General features: G+C 56.0%; 16 protein-coding genes and 1 tRNA gene. 3 read left to right on the top strand and 14 right to left on the bottom strand.

Annotated features, from left to right (window positions below; all coding sequences use genetic code 11):
- Window positions 1-3: 3 nt before the first annotated feature.
- The 13 genes from CLV88_RS02000 to CLV88_RS01940 form a co-directional block, all read right to left on the bottom strand.
- Window positions 4-2,061, bottom strand: a complete 2,058-nt coding sequence (locus CLV88_RS02000) for an SMC family protein (protein ID WP_106606686.1) — start codon at window positions 2,059-2,061, stop codon at window positions 4-6.
- 4 nt (window positions 2,062-2,065) lie between these two features.
- A complete protein-coding gene (locus CLV88_RS01995; protein WP_106606685.1) occupies window positions 2,066-2,914 on the bottom strand; it encodes a glycosyltransferase family 2 protein in 849 nt (282 codons plus the stop codon).
- Window positions 2,911-3,453 carry a glycosyltransferase gene (locus CLV88_RS01990; protein ID WP_106606684.1) on the bottom strand — a complete coding sequence of 181 codons (543 nt, stop codon included), beginning with the start codon at window positions 3,451-3,453 and terminating at the stop codon, window positions 2,911-2,913. Before CLV88_RS01990 ends, CLV88_RS01995 begins: the two co-directional genes overlap by 4 nt.
- A 27-nt stretch (window positions 3,454-3,480) precedes the next feature.
- Window positions 3,481-3,948 (bottom strand): glycosyltransferase family 28 protein, encoded by a 468-nt coding sequence (locus CLV88_RS01985; RefSeq protein WP_106606683.1) that lies wholly within the window; start codon window positions 3,946-3,948, stop codon window positions 3,481-3,483.
- Window positions 3,949-4,040: 92 nt separating this feature from the next.
- Window positions 4,041-5,321: a glycosyltransferase family 4 protein gene (locus tag CLV88_RS01980; protein WP_243403538.1), complete on the bottom strand. Its 1,281-nt coding sequence runs from the start codon at window positions 5,319-5,321 to the stop codon at window positions 4,041-4,043.
- Window positions 5,288-6,223, bottom strand: a complete 936-nt coding sequence (locus tag CLV88_RS01975) for a glycosyltransferase family 2 protein (RefSeq protein ID WP_165798786.1) — start codon at window positions 6,221-6,223, stop codon at window positions 5,288-5,290. Before CLV88_RS01975 ends, CLV88_RS01980 begins: the two co-directional genes overlap by 34 nt.
- 23 nt (window positions 6,224-6,246) lie before the next feature.
- A complete protein-coding gene (locus CLV88_RS01970) occupies window positions 6,247-7,554 on the bottom strand; it encodes a hypothetical protein (protein WP_106606681.1) in 1,308 nt (435 codons plus the stop codon).
- A 3-nt stretch (window positions 7,555-7,557) separates the two neighbouring features.
- Window positions 7,558-8,535 carry an acyltransferase family protein gene (locus tag CLV88_RS01965; protein ID WP_165798785.1) on the bottom strand — a complete coding sequence of 326 codons (978 nt, stop codon included), beginning with the start codon at window positions 8,533-8,535 and terminating at the stop codon, window positions 7,558-7,560.
- Window positions 8,532-9,791, bottom strand: a complete 1,260-nt coding sequence (locus CLV88_RS01960; RefSeq protein ID WP_106606680.1) for a Coenzyme F420 hydrogenase/dehydrogenase, beta subunit C-terminal domain — start codon at window positions 9,789-9,791, stop codon at window positions 8,532-8,534. The genes CLV88_RS01965 and CLV88_RS01960 overlap by 4 nt, the downstream gene beginning before the upstream one ends.
- Complete coding sequence (locus tag CLV88_RS01955; protein WP_106606679.1) at window positions 9,788-11,026, bottom strand: oligosaccharide flippase family protein; 1,239 nt, start codon at window positions 11,024-11,026, stop codon at window positions 9,788-9,790. Before CLV88_RS01955 ends, CLV88_RS01960 begins: the two co-directional genes overlap by 4 nt.
- A gap of 4 nt (window positions 11,027-11,030) precedes the next feature.
- On the bottom strand, window positions 11,031-12,278 hold the full coding sequence (locus CLV88_RS01950) for a polysaccharide pyruvyl transferase family protein (protein WP_106606678.1): 1,248 nt from the start codon (window positions 12,276-12,278) through the stop codon (window positions 11,031-11,033).
- A gap of 206 nt (window positions 12,279-12,484) precedes the next feature.
- A complete protein-coding gene (locus CLV88_RS01945) occupies window positions 12,485-15,475 on the bottom strand; it encodes a calcium-binding protein (protein ID WP_106606677.1) in 2,991 nt (996 codons plus the stop codon).
- Between the two features lie 848 nt (window positions 15,476-16,323).
- Window positions 16,324-17,049, bottom strand: coding sequence for a hypothetical protein (locus tag CLV88_RS01940; RefSeq protein ID WP_106606676.1), 726 nt, complete (start codon window positions 17,047-17,049; stop codon window positions 16,324-16,326).
- A gap of 245 nt (window positions 17,050-17,294) precedes the next feature.
- Here CLV88_RS01940 and CLV88_RS22920 point away from each other — a divergent pair, with 245 nt between their 5' ends.
- Window positions 17,295-17,516, top strand: a complete 222-nt coding sequence (locus tag CLV88_RS22920; protein ID WP_165798784.1) for a hypothetical protein — start codon at window positions 17,295-17,297, stop codon at window positions 17,514-17,516.
- 1,217 nt (window positions 17,517-18,733) lie between these two features.
- Complete coding sequence (locus CLV88_RS01925; protein WP_106606673.1) at window positions 18,734-19,384, top strand: ParB/RepB/Spo0J family partition protein; 651 nt, start codon at window positions 18,734-18,736, stop codon at window positions 19,382-19,384.
- A 346-nt stretch (window positions 19,385-19,730) separates the two neighbouring features.
- Here the strand turns inward: CLV88_RS01925 and CLV88_RS01920 are convergent.
- Window positions 19,731-19,806: transfer RNA gene (locus CLV88_RS01920), tRNA-Gln, on the bottom strand.
- 180 nt (window positions 19,807-19,986) lie between these two features.
- On the opposite strand from CLV88_RS01920, the gene CLV88_RS01915 reads away from it, so the two are divergent.
- Window positions 19,987-21,216 carry an acyl-CoA dehydrogenase family protein gene (locus CLV88_RS01915; RefSeq protein ID WP_106607054.1) on the top strand — a complete coding sequence of 410 codons (1,230 nt, stop codon included), beginning with the start codon at window positions 19,987-19,989 and terminating at the stop codon, window positions 21,214-21,216.
- The last annotated feature ends 466 nt before the right edge of the window (window positions 21,217-21,682 follow it).

Genomic DNA, 21,682 nt, shown 5'->3' with positions numbered 1-21,682 from the left:
AACTCAGGTACGCACCGCCAGCCAGGGATCACCTGGCAGGGCGTTTCGCATCACCGCGACGCTGCCATTGGTTGGCAAACTGTCGAGCTGATTGGCAAGGCTCTGGACTGTCGCGTGGTTTTCGCCGGGCGTGATATACAACACGCCCACGTCGGCATTGGACAGAATGAACTGAGCGGACAAACTGTCTTGCATCCCACCTGCGGAAACGATCACAACATCAAAGGATTTTGCCGCGCGTTTGAGAGCTGATTGCACCATCGGGGCCGACACGCTGCAGTCGTCAATATGACGTGTTGCGCCGTTGCTGACAGTCATCAGTCCGGGGTGTTCGCGTGTGTAGTTCGGTTTGATGGCTGACCCGAGCAGCAGTTCGCGCCAGCCCGCTGTCGCGGCGCAGTCTTGTGCATTTGAGATATCCGCATCAATGAGCAGCACTTTCATGCGAGCGCGAGAGAAACTCTCTGCAAGTGTTCTGGCGCATTCCGTGCTTTCGCCGGAATGAACACTGGTGATGGCAATAATGGGCGCCGTTCCGACCAATCGCGGCTTGCGCAGGGATTGCAATTGAAGCTCGTTGCGCAACAGATCAGCCGCATGTGAATCATCCGCGCTGGCGTCGGAGACCTGACAGATGGGCAGCTTGTTTTTGACCGAGAGCAGATGTTCGGCAAATCGAACACGTTTCTCGCGTAGCCCGAGCGCCAACATGATGGCCAGCGCAAGGCCAGCGCCACCGGCAAACCCCGCCATTGTCATCATCTTGCGCGTATCTTCAGCGGGCGCGATGGGGCGCGACGGTGGTGACATGACAACCGCATATCCCGGAAGCGCGCGGCCAAACTCCAGGCGGATCACTTCCAGAGCGCGCCGGGTTTCTTCCAAAAGCCGTTCGGCGGCAGTGATCTCAGACTCGATGCCATCCAGATCAATACGACGGCGATTGAGGTCTTTGGCTTCGAGGCGGGCATTGTCCAATTGCGTCGAAACCTTTTCGAGCAGGGATCTGATTTCGGCTACGGTAGTATCCTCACCGGTGTTGCTTGCAGCCGTCAGGGCACCGGTTTGTCCAAGTACGCGTATCTGGTCGCGACGGTTGGACATGGCCTGTTCGATAACGGCAATTTCATCGATTTTTGAGTCCACTCTGCGTTGGAAGCGCAGGTTGCTCTGGTCGCTATAACCGGCGCGTAATCCGGCCAGCTCACTTTTCAGCTTTGCCCGCTCAAAGCTAAGGTCGGCCATTGCGCGATCAAGCAAGGTGGCCCGCATTATTTCCTGATCGGAAGTGTCCGCCGAAGAAGACACGTCATCAGTCTCAAGCGCGGCCAAGGTTGCGGTAACCTCGGATTTGCGAGCGGCCAGCGCATCAACCTGGGCAATTTTTTCAATGTGTGCTTTGGCCAAGGCATTCAGGCCAAATTCGCCGCCGGTCTCCAGTTGATCCGCGCGCAACGTTGCGAGCCGCTCGATAAGGTCTTCTTCGCGGTCGCGCAGTTCGGACAGCCTCACCGAAGTGCGCACTTCTTCCGCCTCGGATTTGAGAGCAAGATAGGACGCAATCACCGCGTCTAGCTTTTGACTGGCAAATTCGCGGTCTTTGCTGACTGTGGTTAACACGATCAAGCTGTCGGAGCGCTTAATTTTGACCGAGCGGGACATGTCGGTGGCCGTCAGCCCTTTGGCCAGATCAGGACGGGTAAGCGACAATTCCTCGACGGAGCGCTGCATCACAGGATGTGAGGCGACATAGGTTGCCTCTGCCTTGACGAAACTGGAAAATATCTTGAGAACCGAGTCTTCACCGGTGGAATAGAGGATGTTGGATTCTTGTGGAAAGACACGCAAAATGGCTTGGGAATCATAGAGTTGCACGCCCGAGACGTATCCAAACATCGCAAATAGCGGCGACAGTATCGCGCCAAGCGCCATTGTCCGGAGCCATCTTCCCCGCATCGCACGCACAACTGCCGCAAATGGATTTGCCTGAACTGTTTCTTCGACGACGGGGGATTGAGTTTCATAAACGTCTTCAGAGTTGACTGCGGCAACATGCACCATTCCGTTACCCCGCCGAGCGGGTTGTCAGATCCCGCTCCCAAATGCCGCTGTTTTCCGATGCCATCGCGTTTGAGAACAGCGACAGTCGCGACCAGGCGTTGACGCAGGCGTAGACCAAGATGGGAAAAGCTATCGATGGAGTGTGAACAGCACGCTTTAGGACGGTACCAAGGCTACCAGTTTCCGGACTTGGAAGCCCCATAGACGTGATCGTGCGTGCACCACGCAAGCTGCGACGCCGCACGGCGACCAAACTGCTCAGCGTTTTTGGTGCGCGCGCAGTGAAACGACAGTTCGACACAAACGCGATTTCGTCGCGGTGTAGGCTGCGGCGGATGTATTCGTCATCAGCCGTAAGGTAGGGCAGGGGGAACAGGCGCGCAGCCGCCTGAGCGGACAGCGCAAAAAGGCCGCCAAATTTGCCTTTGTCGAAATAGGGATTTGTGCGCCATCCTTTGTAGTAGGCCCGAACAAGCGATGTTGCCTCGTTGGCCCGAACATCCATTTGCCCGCAGGCAGCGTGTGATGAACCCTCACTCAAAGATGCGATCAACGCCGTCAGGCTTTCCGATGTCACGTCAAGGTCCGCGTCAAGGCAGATCACTGGTTTGTCTTTGGCGGCGAGCTGATAGCCAATGTTGAGCGCGATGCATTTGCCCGGCGTGTCGGTTTCAACAACCATTGCTCTGGGCTGTGCGGACATGGCTTTGCTTGCGGTGGCATCACTGCAGGCATTGGCGATGACGACAATGCGAAACCTGTCCATTGGCAACCCGCGCGATAGGTGTTGCAAGGTGCGCCCGATAACCTCGGCTTCGTTGTAGGCGGGGATCAGAATGGTCGCTTCGATCATGTTGAGACCGCCCCTTTGTGGAACTGAACCGGGGCCTCTTTTGAAGGTACTGCCCAAACGAAATCGCGAACGACGTCGATCAATCCTTCAAGCTGGGCCGGGTGCGTTTCGTGCTTTGGGCTTTGAGTGCACAGCCGCTGCGACATCGCCGTGTTCAGCGCTGCGTGCAAGGCGGCCTCATCTTCTGCAATCATCACGTTGGACAGTTTGGCCATCTCACGCGCTGTATCGCTTTGATGGTCGTTGCGATGTTCGTTCAGTGCGGCCCGTCGCGGCATCAGGATGACAGGCTTGCCAAGCTCGGCGGCCGTTAGAATTGTGCCCATTCCGGCGTGGGCAACGATGAGCGAAGCAGAAGCGAAATGGTGACGAAAAGCGCTCTGGCTAAGTGTGGGGGTTGTTTTGATATGTGGCACCTTGGCGGTGCTCAGCCCACATTGCGCAAACACGTGCATGTTCGGATTGCGTGCCGCCCAGCTGTCCAGGTTGGTCAACAGGCGGTCAAACGGTAGTTGTGTGCCGACAGTGGCGAAAATCATGACATTACCCCAAGTTTGTTTTGAAAATCAGATGACTGCGCCGCGGTATTCGGCACCGGTCTTGGCCGCCACACCGGGCCATTGCGACAAGACATGATCCGCCACGTTGAGCGCCAAATGCGCTGAGACCGACAGGCGGCGGGCGTTTGCGATCGAGTCGATGAACATTGTCCGCGCGCCGATCAGGCGCCCAATCCGGATCGCGAGAAATCCACCCGCAGCACCTGTTGACACGATCACGTCCGGACGCACGCGCAGGACGATCCAGACCAGTGAGAGAACACACAGCATCAGGCGGATGGGCGTGCTCTTGTTCGCATCCGGATAGACGTAAAAATTGTGCGCGCCGACCTGCTCAGATGCGGAGGCGTCTGTCGTGGCAAAGTGAACGTCAGCCCCAGAAAACGCCGGAGCAAGCCGTTGCATTTGTGTCCAGTGACCACCGCCAGAAGAGACAGCAAGGACGACAGGCGCGGTATTCTTTTTTCTGAGCATCTTAGGCGTTCCACTTTGCAGACAACATGATCTGAAACCAGAATACCCGCCATTAAGGCATTGATGTTAATGTGGAAAAGGTGTGTTGTGGGTCACAAAGGAACTGTTTGACTACCCAAAAGTGGTAGGTGTGGGGCAATTGGATCATGCACCACTGACCGATAGAGAGCGACCAGCCTGTCGGCCTTGTGATCCCAAAGCCCTTCGCGCAGAACTTTGCCGTGCGCGCCAGCGCCAAGTGTGGCGCGGATCGCCGGATTGAGCGCCAAACGGCGCAATGATTCTGCGATGCCGCGCGCAAATGTTTCGGGGTCGGTCACCGAGATACGGATGCCAGAGGTGTCATCGACGATCCAGCTCGGCCCGCCCCGATCAGCGGTGATTATAGGCAACCCATGGCGCATGGCCTCGTAAAGCACGCCACCAGCTGGTTCGCGAAAAGAGGGAAAGCAAAAAACGTCATGCGCTGCGTAAAGCGCTTCGACCTCTTCGCGCGGGATCCGACCCAGAAAGGTCACCCGGTCCTCAATGCCCAGACGTGATGCCTCGGCTTTGCACAGATCGATTTCTTCTCCCGCTCCGGCGCTGGTTAATGTGATGCCGGGCACATCTTTGAGGTGAGCCAGGGCGCGCACTGTATCGCGCAGGCCCTTGGTGCGCACCGCGCGCCCGACATGAACAACGCGCAGCTGGCCCGCTGTTGCGGACCGCTGGCGCATGGGGGCAACATCGTCAATTCCCAGTTCAAGCACAGGCTCAAATCGGTGCAAGGGCACGTCCCGCAAGACGTCTTGCACATAGGGGGCCACCCCGAGAACGCAGGCCGCGCGTTTGTACGTTTCGCGCAGAAACGGATCGTGCTTGAACCGAAACTTGTCCAATTGCCGCAAGCGGGTAAAGAAAGGCGCGCTTGTTGCCTCGGGCTGAAAGTGCGCAGGCGTGTCCAACGCGCCGCCCAACGGACCGATGATGTAAGGAATTGAGAAATGGCGCAGCGGAGACGCATAGCGCGCGGCCTGCGGCATGAGTTGATGTGCCAGATCAAAATGCGCGCCGTCATTGAGCGAGCTGCGCAGCCAGCGCCGGACATGGTGGGCAAAAACCGGCCATGCAGGTTTTAGCATCGCGTTGATCCGCTCATTCTTGCGGGCCCATGCCGGTTCGGGCCATGTCACCACATTTGCCGATGGCAGCTGTGACGCCAAATCCGGGCGCCCCGGTCTTTGGAAGGCCAAAACGGTCAAGTCGACACGCGTAGACAGTGCGGCCGCCCATTTGTAGGCCACAAAGGCCTCACCCACATCGGTTGCGTCAATATTGGGTGCGATCAGCAGGACTTTCATGTTCGCGCCGCCGGTTTCTGTGTGGGCCATGCATGGCGCAGATCCCCAACCACCCGCGAAAAATGCCGCGCGCGCTCCATTGCACCGGGACGTTTCAACAGGCCCATGGTAGCCCAAAACACCGCGCGAGAGGCATTATGCGCGGCCAGCATGAGGTAACAGGTAACCCCAGCCAGCAACCCGCCGTGTTTCAGATGCAACCGCGTCGTGCCTTGGGTCATGAGCACATCGCGTCGGTGGTTGAGTTTGCCAGCGGACCCGTTGCCAAAATGTGTGATCTCGGGAATGGGCGTAAAGACGACATCCCAGCCGATCGACTTGAAGCGACGACACCAATCGGTTTCTTCGCCATAAAAGAAAAATGCTTCGTCCAGCAGGCCAACCTCTTTCATGGCCGAATGGCGCACGAACATTGCAGCACCGGAAATAACGTCCACGCTGCGCTCGGAGGCGCGGTTCCATCCGGTCATGCGGTACCTGTCAAATCGCCGAAAGCGCGTGAGCCCTGCCGTTTGCAGTGCTAGATTGCCCAAGGTGGGAAAGGCGCTGCAAGACGGCTGAATCGTTCCATCAGCGTTGAGAACCCGAGGGCCCATGATTCCGGCTTTTGGATGAGCGTCCATCCATGTGACCGCAATTTCAAGCACGGATCCATGCACAAGCGTGTCGGTGTTCAACAACATGACATGGCGGCCCATTGCCTGACGTAGCGCCACGTTGTTGCCGCCTGCAAATCCAAGGTTCTTGTCACTTTCAATGAGGTGTACCCACGGGAATTCGCGCTCGACCATGCGGGGCGAACCATCGTCTGAGGCATTGTCGACAACCAAAACTTCGGTTTGCAACTGGCCCATCCCATCCTCGACCGAGCGCAGGCAGTCGCGCAAGAGATCTTGGGTGTTCCAGTTAACGATGACGATAGACAGATCCATGAGAATTCCTTTGCGTGTCAAGGTCAGAAGAGGCGTGCTGGGCGGCAAGTGGCAATCGGGACAGGACGGCGCGTTTTGCGCTTTTGGCGGCTGGGCTGAGCGTCCAGCATCCATGCGCCGGTTCCGATCAGGAAGAAAAAGAGCACAAACAGCGCATTCCAGAGGTGCACCGTGGCCGCGGCGACGCTGATGCCAAACAGAGTAAACGCCCAGGCGTGTCGAGCGCGCCGCCAAGCGGGTGGGAAATTTGGTCTTTGACCAACTGCCCAAACCATCCCGAGGAGCAACCCGACCTGAAGGAAAAACGCGGGCAAACCATAGCGCACAGCTGTTACAAGCCAGAAATTATCCATGCTTTCGGACATCCAAACCGGGCGGATCCAGTCGCCCAGACCAATGCCAAACAGAGGGTTTCGTGCAACCTCGGCAGTTCCGTATTCAAAGATGATGATCCGGTTATAGGCTGACTGCTTGGAAAAGGTCAGGTATTCGACAAAGACATGGAATGGTGTTCGGTTCGACAAAAGATCTATCGCCAGATAGGCGATTGCGAAAAATGAAAAGAGTGCAGCCCAGCGCCCTTGAACCGTACCCAGAACCCTTTCCCACGCGCAAACAAATATCTGCGCCATTAGCACGACATAGGGGCCGCCAGAAGCAGACATGAACGTCGCCAGCCCAACGCCGACAACTTTGGAAACATTGGAAAATTTGGTTAACTTGCGCTCAGCGATCACGAAGTAGGCCAAGGAAAAGGCCGACGCACAGAACACGCCATATAGGATAGGATGATCAAACGGCCCAAAGGTGCGTTCAATGCCCATGCGCGGTTCGATATAGGCTGCTTTGGGGCCACCAAAGGCGGAGGCGAGACTGTCGTGTAGAATGTGAATTCCTGTCAACGCTTCGGGCACGGTGAACACGAGGGTCGCAAGCACAAGCCCAACATAAGCCCGCGCCATGGCTGCGAAGTCTTGGTAAGAGCGGATGTAGAGACGCCCCATAAGATAGGCACCCGCACATTCGATGACATAGATCCCGCCGGATTCCAGCCCCTGTGCAAAGCCGCCCCATTTGATCAGCGCCAGCAAGGCCCAAAAGCAATGTGTCAGGAGTAACGCATCAAAGATATGCAGGCGGCCGCGCTGATTGGCCAATAGTTGGAACAGCATTGGCAGGAACATAACCAAGAGCACGAGCCGGTATGCAGAAAGGCGCAAGCCGCCAAGGTTCAGCGATACGGCTGTTGGTAACATCATCGCGAACAGAAAACAGGCGACTGGCACCGGCACCCCGAAAACAGTTTTAGATTTTGCGCGCGCGATAGTCATGGTTTACACGCCCACCCGTTGCCACGTAACACCGGGACGCTCTATCAAAGTCCAACTCATCCAAGCGAGCGGGTAGGTGGCCATGACGCTGGCAATGGCCAGAAATTCTGGGCGCATGCCCGGCACCAAGGCGACGATGGCTTGGGCTACGGGCCAGCCGTAGATATACATGCCGTATGATACATCTTTGATCGGTGGAAGAACCGGCGCGCACAGTATCAAGGCCACAATGGCACCTGCCACGATCCCGGTCGCGATTGTCCAAGGCAGCAGCAAGGCCAAGGTTATGGCGGCAATCGCGCGCCAGGGGCTCAGGTTGATCCGATCCCGAAACACATGCGCCGCAATCCCGCAGGAAAAGGCGGCAAAAAGGGGTGCAAAGGTTGAAAGCCGCCCCGGCAGAGCCTCATGCGCAAACGCAGCAGCGCCTGTTGCCAAGACCAAGGCAATGACCATTGGTTTTTTGCGTGATCCTCCGGCCAGAACAAACGCCGTGCAGAACACGTAGGCGACCACCTCGTGAAACAGGCTCCATAGCGGGCCATTGACAACATGGGGAAACGGGTTCTGTGCAAAAGCGCCCGGCAGGCGGTGTTCTATCGATACCAGCGTGAGTGCCCGGACATACCATTCGACCAGTTGTTGTGCAGTCGCGCTTGCGCCGCTGGCCACGGCAAGCGCACCAGTGAACACCAATGCCACCGCCAGCCCCGGCAGGATCCGACGGGCGCGTGCGGACCAAAAATATGCGAAGTCTCTGCGCTCTGCGCTGGCGGTTATGAGCAAGCCAGAGAGAAAGAAAAAGGCCCCCACAGCCCATCCCCCAAGAGACCGCCCGGTCAGGTGCTCGAGTGGTTCACGGGTCGTGGGACCAAGCGCAAGGGGCCACGCATGGCTGACGATGACGGCAATTGCCAACAGGATGCGCAACGTGTTCAGGTTACGCGATTGCGGGGATTGCAGCGCTTCGCCCAAGGTCATCGCGGTTCTTCGGAAATCGAAACCCCGCGCCAGAGCCGTTCGCGGATCACCCGCTTCCATGTGCCAAGGAAGGACTGAACTTTTTGCTTGGCAGGTAAGCGCATCCAATAAGGAAACAGGCTTTGGCCCTTGTCCTTTGGCGTGTCCAGACCCGCGATACGCATCGCCACACGTCGCCCCCAGACGGCGCTGTTGGTGGCCAGCAGATTAGGCTGGGCGCGTGCAATCACGTCCCGATCCGTGGAATGTGCAACCAGCGTGCCTTGGTGGATAGCCTCTTCGATAAACCGCTGACCACGAAACGTGCGTGCAACTATCAATGATTGACCAGCATCGGTTTCACCTTTCGGCGGAGTGTGCCATGGGTCTCCGACAGAGATGTCTGCAAAGGCGCCGGTGTGATCGGTGCAGATGCGGCATCGCCAGCGACGACTGGATTGCAAGATCGTGCCCCATCCTTCGGCATAAGAGATACCCTCGCTGGTTTGGGTGTCACCGCGCGGTGTTTTCCACCAAGCTTGCATCAGACCGGGCCATCCATTGCCGCGATAGCGCAGGTCCGTCAGTTGCCCGTCTGTTGGGACGGCCAGCCGATCCAGTAATTTGTCTGTTGCGGCCAAATTGGGGGCCCCAGCGCAGAAAATTGCAATGGTCAGAGGAATATTGCGCCCAAATGCGGGGTCGTGTGTCATGGCTTTGTTGACCGATGCAACGTCGCAAGGTTTTCCAACGAAAACATACGTTTCATCGCTTTGTTGGATCTGAGGTAATGCCTCTGCTGGGCTGGCTTGGGCATAACGAGAGCCAGCCCCACGCAACAACCCGGCCCGGTCCCTGCTGATGACGGTTTCGTTCAGGCGGGGATCATCCTGACGGGCAGCAATGTGAACAACGCCAGAGGCGTGCCCGCTTGTCAGCGCATACATGGCCAAGGCTGTTACAGCGCCGCCGGATGAGCCGCGATGCCGAATCTCGTTGTCCTCGGCATATCCTTGCCACACCGCGCGTACCGGTCCCCACGCCTGATCGACGCTGTCGTTTATCGCCAGTTGGTCCCAGTTGTTGGCCGTGCCGGCGCAACGTGGCAGGGCGGCCTTTGAGGCGCGCATACCGTCTGCCGTTTTTCTTACAACTGGGCGCCGCCCGTTTTTGGGATCATCCACCATGCGGATCAGCCCGTTCTTGCCCGTCGCGCAGGCACCGCAGCCGGTGCACAGGTTTTTTGCCACAATGGAACTGATGGGATCTTTACTCATACCAATACCTCTTGATGTGTGCCGGCCCGTCTAGTTTCGACGGCCAGAAAGAACGCTCGGAGGGTAGCACCGGCTTCGCCGAGCGCTGCGGCGGCTGCGATTGCGATCAGCGGGAACCCGGCCATTGCAAAGCCCAGCGCCGGAATGACCGCCAACGCCCGAATGAGATTTGCGCGCGCTGGATCAGACGTGCGGCCAACTGCGATTGAGAATTGCGAAAAGGGCGTGCGCAGGATGCGAAACGCGGCGGCCAGTGCAAAAGCCACGGCCAAGCCGATGTCAGGGCGCAGGTCTGCACCGTAAGCTAGCACGATGACATCTGGCGCAATTGACGCAAATCCGATCACCATGATGGCTGCCATGATGGCGTGCGCCATCAGTATGCGCGGCCAAACCTGTGCAAAGGTGCCATCGGACAGTGCGATCCGGAAACGCGGCAACACCAAAGACCCCGCCGCGCGCCCGACAATTTGCGCAGGCAGCATCGCCAGTTGAAGTGCAACGCCATAAAGCGCCAGCACGCTCCAGTCAAAGGCGCGCGCGACGATCAGGCGATCCGCGTAGAACGTTAGAAACATCAGGCCGGCGTTGAGGATAAGGGGGGCACCAAAGGTCCAAGTGCGGCGCAGAAAGCTCTGGCAGAATATTACACGATAAGGGCGGAGAGCCACCACATGAGACAACGTCACAAAGGCACACGCGTGGGCGATCAAGACGGCGGGCATGGCCCTGTGATCCGGGAAAGACCAAAGCGCCGGACCAAGGGCCAGCAGCATTGCGATGGTCGCACCACCCTCGACCCATGCCAGCCGCGTGTACGAAAACTGCCGCTCTGCACGTTTGAAATCAAGATGCGCGCATCCACGAACCAAAGGGATGATGGCCAGCACGGCATATGTACCCGTCGTGGGGCCATCTGCGAACATCAAGGCCAGTACCGGGGCGAGGATAAGCACAAGCCCGCATCCAAAGACGCCGCGCAACACCGAAACACCATGCAGGGCCGATTGAAAGTGCACGTCATCGCCATCGGATGCCTGAACGAGCAGGCGATCAATGCCCAGATCGCTGATCATTTCTACCAGACGGATTGTCAGCGCCAGAACCATCGCGCGCCCCAGCTCGTCCGCGCCGATGGCCCACGCAAAAGCAATGGATCGGCCCAGTGCGGCCGCCTCTGCCACGATTGGAACGGCCCATGCCAAGGACCGACTTGAAAAGGAGGCGCGCTTCATCTCCTCAGATCCCAGCCTGGGACGCGATACAATCCATTTCGCGCGTGGCGCGGTTGTGAATGCTTGATAGATGCGACTTGAGCTGACCTCGTACTGCGCACCGTTCAGCAAAGGAGGACGCTGCGCGTTCAGCAAGCGCGCCGGGCGTCAGGCGGCGCAGATCGGCGACGTTTTTACCAATTTTGCATTCGTCAAAAACACCCTGTGCCTTGTCAGTGTAACCGAGGCCCAAAGTGGGCACACCAGAGGAAAACGCGCCGATGGTTGCGTGCATACGTGCACCGGCGAACCAATCCAGTTGTCCAAGCACCCATTTCAGCTCCATCGCGTTTAGGGGGGCTTCGACGAATTGAACACGGCCTTTGGCAATGGGCCCCAACCTTTGCACCAGTTGACGCGCAGCCGCGAGATCGCTTTCCACCTCGGTTTCAGACTTGTGGACATGGGGTATCAAGAGCAGGCGCAGATTTGGCTGAGTGTCGAGCAGAGCGCGCGCAAGCGCGTCGATCTGATCGTTATGAGATGCAGCAAGCCCGAACGTTTTTCGTGCCTCATCGGGGGCATTGCACAAAAGCCCGGAGACATTAAGCCCAGCAACAGAAAAGGAACGGGCAGGGGCCAGCCAGGAGCGCAGGCTGCGCGACAGTGTCTTGGGTTCTGCCGCAGGCAGAGACACGGCGACATCCACGCCAAGCCTGTGAATGGACGGGTTAAATTGTGGTCCCAGCTCGGTCTGAAGATATTCAAAACTTTGTGCGTCTCTGACCCAGACAGCTTTGGCCCGGCGCAGGATATCCGTTGCTTGTTTCGCCCGCTCGGGTGAATGAAATGGCCCCAGTTTCTGAGGCAAAAGGATCAGAGGCACCCCAGCATCAAGGGCCATCTTCTTGGTCAGGACCATAGCCTCAAAACGTTTGGACCCGTAGATATCCGTAAAGCTGTCACCGCCCGAGATGTCCAAGACCGAGCGCGCGCGAGAGATAGCGCGGGCTGAGGTTCCCAATCCTGCACCGGACCGAACCAAAGCATGCGCCGTGCGAAGACATTCTCCGCGCCAGAATCGACGATTATGGGTCAACCCAAAGAGGTCAACTGACGCATATCCCCAATCTGCACGGCGTTTTCCCCGACCGTGATCGGCAACGGTAACCGATGTTGCGCCTCGCTTTGTCAAACCTGCCACAACCGAATGGCACAGCGCACTTACGCCTTGGTTGCCGGTATCTGGGGCCGCATTCAATAATGTAATCATCTCAAACCTCTTTCACTCAGAACTGTTTTACAGGGACCTTTCAAATTTGGGTTTCAGGCATAGGCCGATTGGAACGAGCAAAAGCGCAGCCTGCGCTATCCAAAAGTAGTAAGCGCTGGGGCGTAGGGGGTAGCGACGCCCCAGCCTAAACGGTCGACACACATGCCGTGCTTTCGCGCCTTAGACGGAGTTCGTTCAAATTTGGCCTAAAGGAACACAATGTCGGCTGACTGAAGCTGTTCATAAGACAAGCCACAGAACAGAATGCTGTCCTCTGCATCAATGACAAGGCGCGTGCCTCGGGCATCCTCTGCCCACGCAACCGAAGTTGCCTGAATATCAAAGAGGTGGACCGTGTCCTCAACGATATCAAATGCGCGAATTTCGTCAGTTCCGTCTCCTGACTGGAACTGAAACGTGTCCGCGCCCGCATCTCCACATAAGAAGTCGTGTCCGATTCCGCCGGATAAGACGTCGTCTCCGTCTCCACCAGCTAGCGTGTCGTCGCCGCCGCCGCCGGATAGTGTGTCATTGCCAGCCCGACCTAACAGTTTGTCAGCCCCATCGTCGCCTGAAACAACGTCATCGCCAGCGCCGCCATCGATGTGATCATTGCCACCGTTGCCAGAAAGAACGTTGTCGCCAGTATTGCCAGTCAATCGGTTCGCGTCGTCATTTCCAGCGCCTGAGAGATCTCCGGATCCTAAGAAAACAAGATCTTCAACATGTTCAGACAGCGAGAAATCAGCAAACGCATGTACAACGTCATGCCCTTCATCAGCATATTCGACAATTGTATCGAGCGCGTCAGTCACTTTGTAGGTGTCGTTGCCAAGCCCGCCATAGGCAATATCTGCCCCGGCATTTCCGGAAAGCAGGTCGTTGCCGTCCCCGCCATACATCACGTCGTCGCCGTCACCGGGGCACAGGGTATCATTGCCATCGCCACCATGGGCTGTATCGTTGCCGGCGCCGCCGTGCAACTTGTCGTTGCCTGCATCTCCAAAAAGCAGGTCCGCGCCGTCCCCGCCATGCAGCTTGTCGTGGTCATCTCCACCGTAAAGAGTGTCGTTTCCCGAGCCACCGATCAAATTGTCGTTGCCTGCCATGCCCCTTAGAACGTTGTCATTGCCGTTGCCAACAATCATGTTTCGCGCGGCATTTCCGGTGCCAAATATTGCGTCAGATCCCCTTAAGAGCCAGAGATTTTCCAAGCCCTCATCTAATGTGAAATCCACTCTGGATTTTACGGTATCAACTCCATCGCCACCCGCTTCTGAGACTTGATCCCCAAGCGAGTCCACAAAATAGGTGTCGTTGCCCGCTCCACCGAACATTATGTCATTGCCTGAACCACCATCCAGGACATCCCGACCATCCTCGCCATAAATAATGTCGTCGCCAGATTGTCCCCGTATGAAGTCGTTGCCGACCCCGCCATAGACAATATCATTCCCCGCACCTGCAAAGATCTTGTCGTTGCCACCATACCCAAGGATCACGTCGTTGGCGCCGTCTGATCCGTCGATTTGGGTGCCGTCGGCGTCGACATATCCCACCATATGATCATTGCCGGCGGTGCCCTGCACAGGCGAGGTTTCTATTGTTAGAGTCGCAGTATCCGTAATCCCGCTTTGGTTAACGATATTATAAGTCAACTCGGTCGTGACATCGCGGGGTGCGCTGCTTGGTAGGATGAACACCAACCCATTTCCGAGATATGTGACGATCTCCCCGTTTTCCAATGTGATCTCGTCTCCGATGGTGACGGCCTGGCCATTTAGGTGCGTCAATGTCAGAGTCTCACCCTCAGAAACATCGTCATTCGCTAGCAAATCAATGGTTTCCCCGTCGCCTGTTGCCGCCAGCCGAACCAAGTCGTCTTCGGCAACGGCTATGGAGACCACCGGAGTGCGAAGTAAGACTGTGGACGATGAATCAATCCCTAAAAACGGATCGACACCACGCGTGTCCATTGCGCCATCATTGCTGCCAACGCGTGGCGCATCGGCTAGCAGCTCCATGTACAATCCGCCGTCGGCTCCAGGAACGACGCGGTAGAAACCACCGGATTGGGGTGTTGCGCTGTCCAGATCGTGGTCGGTGTTATTCGCCCCGATGTATACGTTACCGTCGCCGTCAACGATTGTGGCACCAAATGCGCCTGTTGGAATGCCGTCTCGGATTTCGCCATCAACGATGATGCCTGAGATGACTTGCGTTGTAACGATAGGCTGTCCGCCCAAAGCAACTTCTGAGATGTCGATGGAAACCAGCGTGCCAGGTTGTCCCAAGGAACCAGAATGCGCCACTCCAAAAAACGTTTGAGACGATGCATGAAATGCCAAATCCGCTAGGCCACTTGTCGGCAGACCAACAGCAGGCAGTGAAAGTGTCTGGTGCACCAGCGACCCATCCGGGTGCGACTCTGACAGGTCATAGACCACCACACTCCGGAGATTTCCGCTGAACGTCCAGAGATTGCCGTTGTCGTCGACGTCACCGATATAAGAGCCCATCTCACCCCTCGAGACGGCATAAGTCGCACCTCTGGCGTCAATGGCGACAACATCATTCCGGGCGATTGGGTTGCCTGTGGCGTCCACCCCATTTGATCTTGCAATTCCATAGATCAGGTTGTCTTCGGCTGAAAACCCTATTGCGTTCACATTCACCGCAGCAGGTACTTCCGCTTCGGTATATGAATTTGTGTCCAGATCAAACTTGACCAGTTGCCCATTGAGGACCTGATAGATGGCACTTTGACCAGGCTCAAATGCATCTACGGTGACGTCTTCTCCCATGAAATGCATGTCTTGAGAGATACTTGGAACCACTCCGGTCGCATTGATCGCGCCATTTGGTCCGTCCAACGAATGCGAAATCTCAAAGGAGAGTTGGGCGGTGCCGCCAATACCAGTGAGATCAAAGGAATAAGTTTCAAACACTCCGCCGTCATGAACAAATTCACCGATGCTCTCTCCGTTGAAAAAGACTTCAACGGAGACACTTTGAACGCTTGCCGAGAGATTTGCCGCAAGATTGAATTCAAGTTCATAGGGTACACCCAAAACGGTTTCCACAGATGTGGACAGGCTTGCAGTGCCATCGTCGCCTTCGTTGCTGACCCAGTGATCGGACACTGAATATTGCTCGAATGTTAGACGTTCTTCTGTGTCATTTAGTAAGTTGTCCATATCGGGGCCGTCCTCTTTACCAAAAATGCAGCGCGATTGAGAGCCGGAAGGAATGCCATACCTCTGCGCTCAAGCCGGTACATGATGTTTTGGTTCGGTCAGGCTTGCATTGGCGTAAACGGTTGATGAAGGTCAATTAAGAGGTTCCAGAATACCCGGAGTGGGGGTGACGCCTTCGTTTTGGGTGAAAGGACTAGCCTTTCGAGAGGTTCTGGCGGATCTGAATATGCATTTTGAGTGGTGCGAGGAAGCAGATACACTGAATATCGAAAAGTCTTGTCTGTGTAGGGGGGGCGAACTTCTGGTCAAAAGGGGTTTGACGTCCGAGTTATTGTAGGGTGTTGAAAAGGAAATATGAAAAGGCGGTGTGTACGATGGGAGGCGTGAACGCGAAATGCACATTGGGTACGAAAACGGGCGGTTTTCCTAACACTCGCCCGCCGGAAACCTGCAAAACTCGGAGCGCAATCACACATATTTATGCAACTGATAACACTTGAGAAAAACGGAGATCGGGGGTGTGAACTCGGACGTTTGTCCAGAAGCTGGCAGAAAGGAACTCGGACGGAGCGTCTGAGTTTGAGGGTTTCGTCCGGAAATCGTTTTTGCCATATTTCTAACGGTCAACGGCGCGCGCCGAGAGATGAAGGCGCAATTGCGAACTCGGACGTCTGATTAGGCTTTGTGGCCTCAGTAAACCTAAGCTTCTCATGTTAGGATCATGCCCGGCGCAGTGGCAAAACTGACGGGGGTTTTTCGGCTGACCCGAGGCGCCCGCGCGGCTAAGTCTCTCTGAGAGGGATCAAACGTGTATCTGTCTGGAATGCTGACATCAGTGTGACCCGGTGTCACGTCCACCGCACCGAGGGGGAGGTCATCCGCCAAGCACGTTTCCAAACTGAAAGCCCGACGCCAAGTTGCACCAAATCGAACAACCTGGCCTGCATGGCCGGAGTGATGCCTTCGGATGTGGTGTATTTGAACCGTTCAGTGATCTTTGGGCAGTGCTTCAGGGCTTTGAAACCCTTAGAGCAAATCGCCATGTGGTTGTGTTCAGTGCCGCAGGCGGTTCGCACCTGATCTGTTGCGGCTTCAACGTCTTCAATTCGGTCGCTCGCAGGATCGTCGCATTGTGTTTGTGAAGCCAGAAAAAGTTTGTTGATGGCTCTGAAGTGGGCCGGATCGGTTGCAAGTTCCGCCTGCTCGATTTCAAAAGTCAGGTTCAGGGAGTTCATGGTGGTGTTGACGGCGCGTTTGCCAAGATCATCACCGGGCAAGGTTTTTGTGACACGCACGAACTCACTTGGCACCGGTGCATCCTGTGCGAAGTTGAGCAAAGTAAAAGGTTTGCCTTCATAGCCGAACTGGATGCGTTGCACGCTTGCACCGGGTGCACGGCGGGATTTGTAATTGACGAAGCTTTCGCGCCTGAACTCGATCACCTTTCCGCCAGAAGCGAGAACGGGAATGGCGGGAAACAACACGTGCCCAATGCGTTGCGGGAGAATGTACCCTTGTGCGACCGATGTCAGAACCGGGTCGATAACGCGGGCGGATTGAGAATTCAGAGACATGGGGTGCCCCTTTGTTAACGTGGTTCAGCGAGAAGTTTGATGGAAGCAAAAAACCGCAGTTGCGCCCCCAATTGAACTTGATCAAAAGCGCGGTGTTTCGGGGCTGTCGTTCGGTTAGAAGCCTGAATCGGGCGCGGTTTCCCTGACACTTTGACAAAGTTTTTTTGCATAACGCGGAGCCTCAAGCGAACAACGGGATGTACTAGTGGATGAGTATTTTGACGTGAACGCCGTTGGTCGTTGCGGTGAGTGCGCGTGCAAATACGTTTTCTTCTGCACCTGTCGCAGCTTTGACACCGACGCCATTTGCTAAAACAAGCTTGTCGTCCGCCGCGATGGCGCCGACGGCCTTGGCCGTATCCTCGCTTAAAGCGGTGATGGCGATGTCCAGCCCGACTTCGGTTGCGGCGCATCGTGCGATACCCCTTACCGACTGGTCCTCGGTGCTGATTGGCGCGTTATCGTAGCCGATCAGGTCTTATTCCGCGCAGGTTACGGCCATTGCGGCGGTGAGGGTCAAAACGGAGTGATGGGGGTGAGCCAAGTGTGTTTCCTTTCGGGGCACTCAGAGCACCCTAGGTGTGCGTTCGGATGAATTGAAGGTCCATGTGCCCGTGAGGGCGAGAAGGGTCGTTAGCCTCACGTTAGGATCGCTTTGCAGTCACAATCTGGGGGTGCGGGCGCGTTGGGGATGATTGAGTACATTCTCCGCGTTTGCAGAAACGTCTCGGAAACTGCGCGATTTGTGATTTGGATTTTTGACGCCTGCTTGTGCCATCAAGCTCCGAATGTAGTGGGTGCTGACCCCAAGCCGATGCGCGGTTTGCCCATTGGACAGGCTCTTCTCTCGCATGAGCGTCAATGGCTTCTCCGTGGTATTTTTCTAGGAAGGCGGGATGTAGTAATGGGCAGTGTAAGTCAGTGCGAACAGGCGAAATGCGTTCCCTTGCCCAAATGCTTGAACTAACAAGTGATCTTGTGAAGGCATCTTTGTGAGATGCGCAAAATAGAATTCCATCCGGTCCCAAGCGTCACACAAATCGTCAAAAAGCATTGGCCGAACTCGTCGATAATTGCTTGTTTGATCGGGAATGCATCACGCACGTCATCGAAATTTGGCATGTTCCAGTGGTCGTTCATGCGCAGCTACTCCTTTTTTGCTCTGTCACGTGGAATAGCTTCCTTTCTATTTTGATGTGGGCGGAGGTATTTCCGCCGGGCATGGCCCTGTGTTCTGCTCTAAATCGATTGCCACACTCTCCGTTGGGCAGCAGGCAAGCGTGCGCTGGGCTTGGGCAACTTTGGATGCCCAGAAGATCCCAAATTGCAGCAGCGATCTGGCGAAGACGAGCAAGGGTGTTGGCGGGTTGGGTATGCTGACGGGTCAACCCGCCAACGCGTTTGACCCCGTGGCGGTTTCCCGACATCTGTGTTTCGTCTGCACATACGATGGCCTGTGATGGTCCTGCTAGTCCCGCAGGTGGCTCGCTGTGATCACCCACGGCGCGTTTTGAACAAGACTGAATTTGCCGTCTTGCCGCGCCGCAGGAAAATCAGATAGACAACTTTGCCGTCTGGTCGCGTTCGAGGGGACCTAAGGTTCTTCGGGTGCAGAGAAATCGACATCCCACAGGACCGTGCGCCAGCGCTCGACAAGAATGGCGCGCCGGGTTGGCAAAGATAGATTAAGGCGCGCGGCCTCTATCAGCCGGTTTTGGTGCGTCCGGTTGGGGATCGTTCTCGATTGGCGGCGGGAAGGCATCATTTGGCAGCACTGCGCCGCTTGCGTTGGGCGGAAACCCCGTGCCGCATTAAAACCGCAGAAACCGATGCGGATGCGCGACTTGATGAGGTCATGGAAAACTTAGGGCGTCAAGAATTGAGCGCGCTGGATCGGTGTCGTCATCTTTGGGAATTGAAACAGGCTTGGGAAGAAATACACCCCCAAACCGCGCATGGAAAGGCATCAAGTCAAAAGGGGCGTAAAGCCGGTTCTGGTCGGCGAAATCTGACAACTCAGAATGAGGTGTTTGGATTTGCCAAGGCCAACGCAGAAGCGCTGGGTTTGTCGCGGCGCACCATGCGACGGACGGTTGCTATTTGGGAGGGCTTAGCTCCGGATATGCGGGAACATTTGCTAAGCACGTCACAGGCTCGCAAACAGGCGGAATTGAAGGCGCTTAGTTTCCTATCGTTGAAACAGCAATTGGCAGTGCTCAAACTGATTTTGACCAACGAGGATGTGCGAAATGTGGCCGGGGCGTTGCTTGCCTTGGATCGTGGAACACTACCATCCAGATTGAAAAGCGACTGCGCTCGCTGCACAAACAGTTAGACGAATTGCCCGCGCCAGTATTCGAGAGAATGGTTCTGGAGCGTGAAGAAAAGATACTCGCTGCGTTAGCAAAGCATGGGCGATTGTGGGACGCCGTTCAAAGCTTTGCGAAGAGGTGTTGGATGCGGATTGTATGAGACGGAAAATCCTGACGCTTTGACCCCGAACCTGAAAAATTTTTCTGCCAAAGCTAGTCACGAAAACTGCCAAAGCTCGTGCGCCGCTACCTTGATTTGGCGAAACCAATGCAGTTTGGGGGACAAACCGTCTGACCGGAAATCGAAGGCATCGACTTTATGTGACACTTTCGTCAAAAACATTTAGTCGTTCAACTTCAAGGATTTGCTGGCTGGGAAGGCAGGACTCGAACCTGCAACCTACGGTACCAAAAACCGGTGCTCTACCAATTGAGCTACTTCCCAGCAGTGAGCGGCTGATTACAAGCTGTGCGGGGCGGGCGCAAGACCTCGGATGCGGTTTTTTGGAAAAAAATGCACTCGAATAAGTTTGTAGAACCCCACGTCACTTTGCTTGACGAAGATGGACAAGCGCTGTCGCGTCAGGACATTGTGAAAACAACGGCTTTAGCGGAGGATTTTGGCATGTTTCTAGGAATGCGACCGGAAGTGGACGCGATGTTGGAACGGGTCAAAGAAATGATCCGTGACGAGGTTATGCCTCTGGAAGAGGAGTACCAAGCAGAGATCGGCATTGGGGATCGCTGGCAATATACGGATCGTCAGGCCGAGATACTCGAAAGGTTGAAGGCCAAGGCGCGTGACCGGGGCCTTTGGAATTTCTGGCTGACCGACAGCACGCGTGGCAAAGGGTTGACCACTGTCGAATATGCCTTTTTTGCCGAAGAAATGGGCAAGACCCCGCTGGGCGCAGAAGTGTTCAACTGTTCGGCACCAGACACCGGAAACATGGATGTTTTTGAGAGATACGGGTCGGATGCGCTCAAAGAAACGTGGCTGAAACCCCTGTTGAATGGCGATATTCGGTCGGCCTATCTGATGACGGAACCGGACGTGGCCAGCTCAGATGCGACAAACATTTCAATGGCTTGCGTACCGGATGGTGACACATATGTGTTGAACGGCGAGAAGCATTGGATCTCTGGCGCGGGTGATCCGCGCTGTAAGGTGTATATTGTCATGGTCAAAACCGGTGGTGATGATCTGCCGGTGCATAAACGCCAATCGATGATTGTGGTGGCCGCAGATTCGCCGGGAATCGAAATTTTGCGCCCTATGACTGTTTATGGTCATGACGACGCGCCGCACGGACATATGCATATCCGGTTTACAGATGTGCGCGTGCCCAAAGAGAACATGTTGTTGGGCGAGGGGCGCGGATTTGAAATTGCGCAAGGGCGGCTTGGACCCGGGCGCATCCACCATTGTATGCGCGCCATTGGTCAGGCGGAGGCAGCGCTGGAAAGTCTTTGTAAACGGGCGCTTGAGCGTGAGGCATTTGGGAAACCCATCGCGCATCTGGGGGCAAATTATGACATTATCGCCAATGCCCGGATGGAGATTGAGATGGCACGATTGCTGTGCCTCAAGACGGCGTGGATGATGGATCAGGGGGACGCGCGGGCCGCGGCTCCTTGGATCAGCCAGATCAAAGTGATCGCGCCAAATATCGCCCTCAAGATCATTGATGAGGCCGTGCAGATGCATGGCGGGGTTGGCATATCGCAGGATACACCATTGGCCCAAGCCTGGACCCATGTGCGCACTTTGCGGCTGGCGGATGGACCGGATGCGGTGCATCGCCGTCAGGTGGCGCGCTCAGAGCTGCGCAAATATACACAGCAAAAGGTCTGAAAATCCAACGTCGGTAACGTGTCGGTATTACGTCAGTATTGCGTCGGTGCGGTAATAGCCAAACGCCGCGTTTCAGATCAGCGGAACAATTGGCACACCGCCGCATGCCGTTAAGGTGAGTAGGGCAGTTGTCATTAAGATGAAGCGTGTCATTCAAGGGCCTGTTGCTGCTCGTTTTTTCGCGTTTAGCATGGGCCCTAAAAGTGGGTTGTGTCAAATATGAACAATATCGATCAGCCGGCTTCGGTTTGAATTCGCGAAGATTGGCGCAAATGTCTCATGATAACCAACGGCCCGCCTGTTTAGGAACGCGCTTAAAGGACCCAAGCGGCTGTGGTAGGTCAGCATTGGAAGATTGCGGCGCTATCGGCGCCGTGGCTCAATCCGCCAAGATTGACTAGCTGTTAACGTTGGTCGTGGCATAAAGAGATGCATGGTCTGACATGGTGTGCTGCGGCGCATAGCA

The organism is Shimia abyssi, from assembly GCF_003014475.1.
In the GTDB taxonomy this organism is placed as follows: domain Bacteria; phylum Pseudomonadota; class Alphaproteobacteria; order Rhodobacterales; family Rhodobacteraceae; genus Shimia; species Shimia abyssi.
This window is presented reverse-complemented; position numbering and strand designations above follow the sequence as displayed.